This window comes from Paraburkholderia sp., assembly GCF_026225065.1.
Taxonomy (GTDB): Bacteria; Pseudomonadota; Gammaproteobacteria; order Burkholderiales; family Burkholderiaceae; genus Paraburkholderia.
In genome coordinates, this window is record NZ_JAMFSB010000135.1 from 1 (window position 1) to 6,215 (window position 6,215).

Below are 6,215 nucleotides of genomic sequence, written 5' to 3' on the forward strand. Positions count from 1 at the left end.
GCAAGCCGCCGCGTGGCGTCAAACCAGCAACCAGGGCACGCCGGCGCGTGGGTCACCGAAGGTGAACGCGCCCGGCCGCGGGCACTGGCTGCATGAAGAGCGTACATATCTCAACAAAGACAGGAGCGATGGCAGTGGCTGAACACAAGACTGGCGGCGCGTCGGCAGTGGGCCTGGCGACGGTGGCCGCCGACGGCACCATCCTGGATAGCTGGTTTCCCGAGCCCGAACTGGCGGAGGGGCCGCTGGCGGGCGGCACGGTGCGTCTGTCGCACGAGGAAGTGTCGCGGGCGATCGGCGACGCCGCCGCGAACTGCGTTGGCCCCGACGAGCGTCGCGGCGTCGAGGTGGTCGGCGTGCGCACGGCGATTGCCTCGCTCGCCGAGCCGCCGCTCGATGCGCACGACGTCTATCTGCGCCTGCATCTGCTCAGCCTCAGGCTGATCCGGCCGCATGACGCCAATCTCAGCGGTCTGTTCGGATTGCTTGCCAACGTCGCATGGACCTCGTTTGGTCCCTGCACGGTGGAGTCGATCGCACAGGTGCGTCTGAAGGCGCGGGCCGCGCGCACCACGTTCGAGGTCACCGGGATCGACAAATTCCCGCGCATGACCGACTACGTGGTGCCCGCTGGTGTGCGCATCGCCAATGTGGACCGGGTCAGGCTCGGCGCCTATCTCGCCCCGGGCACCACGGTCATGCATGAAGGCTTCTGCAATTTCAATGCGGGCACCCTTGGCGCGTCTATGGTCGAAGGCCGCATCAGCTCAGGGGTGGTGGTCGACGACCACAGCGATATCGGTGGCGGCGCGTCGATCATGGGCACGCTCTCGGGCGGCGGCACGCAGGTCGTATCGGTGGGCAAGCGCTGCCTGCTGGGCGCCAATGCGGGTATCGGCATTTCGCTTGGCGACGACTGCGTGGTCGAAGCCGGCTGCTACATCACGGCGGGCACCCGGGTCAGCTTGCCGGACGGCGCGGTGGTCAAGGCGGCTAAGCTGTCGGGGCAACCCGGATGGCTGTTTCGCCGCAATTCGCAGAGCGGCGCGGTCGAGGCCATCTCGCGCACCAAGACGTGGGGACAACTGAATCCGGACTTGCACACGCATAACTAGGCAACCACAGCCGATACGGCTCTGCCGACGGTTTACGTCACTGTCCCTGGCGTAAACCCCAGTGCGCTAGCGGTTCCATCCTGCCGATGTCGGGTTAGGGGGCTCGATTATGACTTGCCAGGTGACACCAGGTGACAGGGTTGGAGCAGAGTCTGACAGCGCCCGCTATTCGACGGGGCTGGCGGAGCGCCTGCTCGCGTCCGAGCGCAGCGTATTGCGGCTGATCACGCGCAACACGCCGCTGCCCGAATTGCTCGACGAAGTGTGCCGCCGCGCGGAGGCCTTGCTCGGCGAGGACGCGTCCTGCACGATCCTGCTGCTCGATGCCGATGGCATCCACACGCGTTCCGGCGGTGCACCGTCGTTGCCGAAGGCATATACCGAGGCGCTGAACGGGGTCGCCATCGGCCCGCAGGTGGGTTCGTGCGGCACCGCCATGTTTCTGCGGCGCCTGGTGGTGGTCGAGGACATCGAGACCGATCCGCTGTGGGTGGACTACAAGCAGCTCGCCTTGCCGCACGGTTTGCGTTCGTGCTGGTCGATTCCGTTCGAAAACGACGCGGGCGAGGTGCTGGGCGCGTTTGCCGTCTACTACCGCACGTCGCGCCGGCCGGTCGCCGACGAGGAGGCCATGCTGCGCGATATCGGCCGCAGCGTCGGCCTCGCCGTGCATCAGGACACAATGGCGCGACGCTTGGCGCAAAGCGAGGAGCATCACCGTCTTGTCGTCAATCACCTGAACGAAGGCATCGTCGTGCAGACGCGCGACGGGGTGGTGCTCGCCTGCAATCCGAGCGCGCTGCGCATGCTGCACGCGGGAAGCGAGCTGATTGGCCAGGACATCCAGACGGTCATGCGGCGCAGCTTCCATGAGGACGGCACGCCGATCGCCCAGGCCGAGCGCCCGACGGTGCGCGTGCTGGCAAGTGGCAAACCGATACTGGGCCAGACGCTCGGTGTCGAGCTCGCGGATGACGAGATCATCTGGATCACGGTGAACGTGGTGCCGATCGTGAAGCCCGGCGAGCGCGAGCTGGGCTCGGTGCTGATCTCGTTTACCGATATCGGCCCGGTGCGCAAAGCGCAGCAGCAGCTCAAATACCTGGCGACGCGCGATTCGCTCACGGGTCTCTATAACCGTGCCTATCTGGCCGACCGGATGCGCGACCTGTTCGAGCCGGCGGGACTGGACACGGAGCTGGCGCGCGTCGCGGTGCTGTTCGTCGACCTTGACGGCTTCAATAAGGTCAACGACACGGCGGGCCACGAAGCGGGCGACACACTGCTGTGCAGCGTCGCGCATCGTCTGGCGTCCTGCGTCAAGGAACAGGACACGCTGGCGCGGGTGGGCGGCGACGAGTTCGTGATTGTCGTGAGCTCGTATGAGGACACTGAGACGCTGATCGCATTCGCGCGCCGCATCCTTGAAACAGTGGCCGTGCCGTTCGCGGTGGCGGGCAACGAATACTACCTGGGCGCGTCGATCGGCATTAGTCTCTTCCCCGAAGACGGCCAGGATGTGCCGACGCTGATGCGCAACGCCGATTCGGCGATGTATTCGGCCAAGCAGCGCGGCCGCAACAATTTCCAGTTCTTTACCGCTGATCTGAACAAGCACCTGCAACGGCGTTTTGCGATCGAGCAGTTGCTGCGCCGCGCGCTTGCGGCGGGCGAGCTGAGTCTGGTGTACCAGCCGATCGTCGATAGCCGCAACGGCCGCACGGTCGGCGCGGAAGCGCTGCTACGCTGGTACAACCGCGAACTGGGCGACGTGTCGCCGGTGGAGTTCATTCCGGTCGCGGAGGATACCGGGCTGATCGTCGCGATCGGCAACTGGGTGCTCGAACATGCGTGCGAGCAAGTGGCGCAGTGGCGGCGCACCCTCGCGCCGGATCTCGTGATTGCCGTGAACCTGTCGCCACGCCAGGTGAGCGAGGGCCTCGCGGAGCGCATCGAACGCTGTCTCGCGCGCTGTGGCCTCGGGCCCGATGCGCTGGAGCTGGAGATTACCGAGCGCCTGCTGATGAACGACAGCGAAACGGTGCTGCCAATCCTCACCGCGCTCAGCAATATGGGCGTGAAGATCTCCGTCGACGACTTCGGCACCGGCTATTCGTCACTGTCGTATCTGAAGCGTTTCCCGTTGCACAACCTCAAGATCGACCGTTCGTTTGTCGCGGGCCTGCCGGACCATCGCGATTCGATTGCGATTACCCAGGCCGTGGTGGCGATGGCGCATTCGCTCGGCATGGACGTGACGGCCGAAGGGGTGGAGACCACCGCACAGTCGTCGTTCCTGCGCTCGATCGATTGCGACAAGCAGCAAGGCTATCTGTTCAGCCGGCCGATGGCTGCAGGTGCCTATGCGCGCAGCCTGACGGACACACGCAGGCTGGCCGGTGGGGCGAGCGCACAGCAGCAGGCGGAATGAGCGGTTGTCGGAGGACTGCGTAGCACCGCGGCGGCGATGCGTTGGCGGTTCGTTGCCGCTTAGTTACCTGTTACCTGCCGGTTCGTCTAAAGTCATGCATTCCTTCCATCTCTCCCCAAGAGGCGACGAATGCTATTGATTGGCGTGCTGGACTCTCCATATGTGCGTCGCGTCGCGATTTCGCTGGCCGTGCTTGGCCTGCCGTTCGAGCATCGCCACGTGTCGGTGTTTCGTCACTTCGACGAGTTTGCGCAGCTCAATCCGATTGTAAAAGCACCGACCCTCTTCGAAGACGACGGCACCATGCTGATCGATTCGACGCTGATTCTCGATCACATCGACCACAAGGTTGCGCCCGCGTGCCGTCTGATGCCTGAGGAGCCGGGCGCGCGGTTGCACGCGCTGAGCGTGATCGGGCTCGCGCTCGCCGCCACCGAAAAGGCGATGCAGGAGGTGTACGAGCGCCAGCTGCGGCCCGAGTCATTGCAGCACGCTCCGTGGATCGAGCGGGTGCAGACGCAGATGCACGCCGCATATGGCCTGCTCGAGGCGCGCGTGGCTGGTCACGATGGCTGGCTGCTGGGAGACCGTATGATGCAGCCGGATATCACAGTGGCGGTCGCATGGCGGTTCACGCAGTTCATGCTGCCGGGCGCCGTCGATGCGGCGCGTTATCCGGCGCTGGCCGCGTTCTCCGAACGCGCGGAAGTGTTGCCGGAGTTTATCGGCGCGCCGCTGGAATGAACCGGGGCCACGAGCTGCGCGCGCCGCTCGAATAACCTTTTAACCCGCGTGGAGGCTGGCGGGCCTATCTGCCCGATAGTCTGCACGGACAGCGCACTTCGAGCATGCCCGACAGCAGCTGCAAGCCCGACTGGCGGCCCTTCACGGCCATACCGCAGATTGTTCGCTTTCCGCAACAAGTGACTTCGCTTTCCGGGTCTTTATCCACGAGGCGCCGATCTTTAGAATCCCAACATCGAAACGGAAAGTAACGTCGCGCCGAAGCGGCGAGATGCAGTGGGAGCAGATATGCGAGCCTTGATCGAAAGACAGTTGTACCACCCATCGGTGATCCTGCCGATGGTGGCGTTGATGCAAATGATGGTGGCGCAGGATTTCAACCTGAGCCAGGTGGGCCTGCTGATGGCCACGAAGGGTGCCCGCGCGGCGCTGCAACGCTCGCGCGAACTGATCTGCGCGAATCACTGCCACTGCTGAGCGTAACTCATTGCGCCGGCGGCGCAGCTCCACACGCAGCACCTCGTTCCTTCGCTTCCACGCCCCTCACTTCGTCACGGCCCACGCGGCCCGGTGTTATCCGACGGCAGCTCGCCTTCTGCGGCACCTCGAAGACCTCAGCGACAGTTTCCCACGAGCCTTGGCGTAAGATGGCACAAGCCTGCCATCAGCCCCCGGGAGACATGCCATGCCTCAGCATTTCGACGCAGTCGTGATCGGTACAGGACAGGGCGGCTCGCCGCTCGCGGTGCGTCTTGGTGAAAGCGGCCGCAAGACAGCCGTGATCGAGCGCGGCGCGTTCGGCGGCACCTGTGTGAATGTCGGATGTACACCCACCAAGAGTTATGTCGCGAGTGCCCGCGCGGCCCACGTGGCGCGACATGCCGGCGAGTATGGCGTGCACGTAGCCGGGCCGGTTACGGTCGATCTGGCGCAAGTGAAAGCGCGCAAGGACCGGATCATCGGCGAGTCGCGCAGCGGTGTCGAAAAGTGGCTGCGCGGCGCGGCGAATGTCACCGTGTTCAACGGGCATGCGCGCTTTACCGGGCCGCATACCTTGAGCATCAGCGGGTCGGACGGGCAGATCGTCGATGAGCTCCAGGCTGACGAGATCTTCATCAATACCGGCACGCGCGCGGTGGTGCCACCGCTAGAGGGTATCGAGCGAATCCGCTACTACACCAACTCGACGCTGCTCGAGTTGACCGAATTGCCGGAGCATCTGGTGATTGTCGGTGGCAGCTATATCGCGCTTGAATTCGCCCAGGTGTTTCGCCGTTTCGGCAGCCGCGTGACGGTGCTCGTGCGCGGCGAGCGCGTGCTGGCTCGCGAGGACGCCGACCTCGCAAACAACGTGCAGAAGGTGCTGGCGCGCGAAGGCATCGAGTTTCGCTTTGGCGGAGAGCCGCAGCGCGTCGAGCCGCTCGCGGGCGACGGCGTGCGTGTGGTCCTCGAGGGTTCGGGGTCTGCTGTGGAGGCGTCGCATCTACTGTTCGCCACCGGCCGCAAGCCCAATACCGATGACCTGGGTCTCGCGGCCGCAGGCCTCGAAACCGACCGGCACGGCATGATTCCAGTGGACGGTGAATTGCGCACCAAGGTGCCGGGCGTGTGGGCCATCGGCGACGTCAATGGTCGCGGCGCGTTCACGCACACGTCCTATGACGACTACCAGATCGTCGCGGCCAATCTGTTCGACGGCGGCACGCGCACGGCCGATACCCGCATCATGACGTATGCGGTGTTTGTCGATCCGCCGCTCGCGAGAGTCGGTCTTTCCGAAACCGAGGTGCGCGCGTCCGGCCGCGATGCCCTGATCGCGACCATGCCGATGACGCGGGTCGGCCGCGCGCGCGAACGCGGCGAAACCGACGGTTTCATGAAGGTGCTGGTGGACGCCCAGACGAAGCAGATTATCGGCGCGGCGA

General features: G+C 64.9%; 5 protein-coding genes. All 5 read left to right on the plus strand.

The annotated features are described in order from the left end of the window. Positions 1-134: 134 nt before the first annotated feature. Positions 135-1,115, plus strand: coding sequence for a 2,3,4,5-tetrahydropyridine-2,6-dicarboxylate N-succinyltransferase (gene dapD, locus M0954_RS10455; RefSeq protein ID WP_297353065.1), 981 nt, complete (start codon positions 135-137; stop codon positions 1,113-1,115). A 109-nt stretch (positions 1,116-1,224) separates the two neighbouring features. After that, complete coding sequence (locus tag M0954_RS10460; RefSeq protein WP_297353067.1) at positions 1,225-3,546, plus strand: EAL domain-containing protein; 2,322 nt, start codon at positions 1,225-1,227, stop codon at positions 3,544-3,546. 129 nt (positions 3,547-3,675) lie between these two features. Further along, positions 3,676-4,290, plus strand: coding sequence for a glutathione S-transferase family protein (locus tag M0954_RS10465; protein WP_123387825.1), 615 nt, complete (start codon positions 3,676-3,678; stop codon positions 4,288-4,290). A 288-nt stretch (positions 4,291-4,578) separates the two neighbouring features. Further along, on the plus strand, positions 4,579-4,767 hold the full coding sequence (locus M0954_RS10470; protein ID WP_122151563.1) for a hypothetical protein: 189 nt from the start codon (positions 4,579-4,581) through the stop codon (positions 4,765-4,767). A 208-nt stretch (positions 4,768-4,975) separates the two neighbouring features. Then, on the plus strand, positions 4,976-6,215 hold a 1,240-nt coding region (locus M0954_RS10475; protein ID WP_297353069.1), incomplete at its 3' end, for a mercuric reductase.

Coding starts and splice junctions, on each gene's coding strand:
- M0954_RS10460 (WP_297353067.1), top strand. CDS start 1,225: ATGACTTGCCAGGTGACACCAGGTGACAGGGTTGGAGCAGAGTCTGAC.
- M0954_RS10465 (WP_123387825.1), top strand. CDS start 3,676: ATGCTATTGATTGGCGTGCTGGACTCTCCATATGTGCGTCGCGTCGCG.
- M0954_RS10470 (WP_122151563.1), top strand. CDS start 4,579: ATGCGAGCCTTGATCGAAAGACAGTTGTACCACCCATCGGTGATCCTG.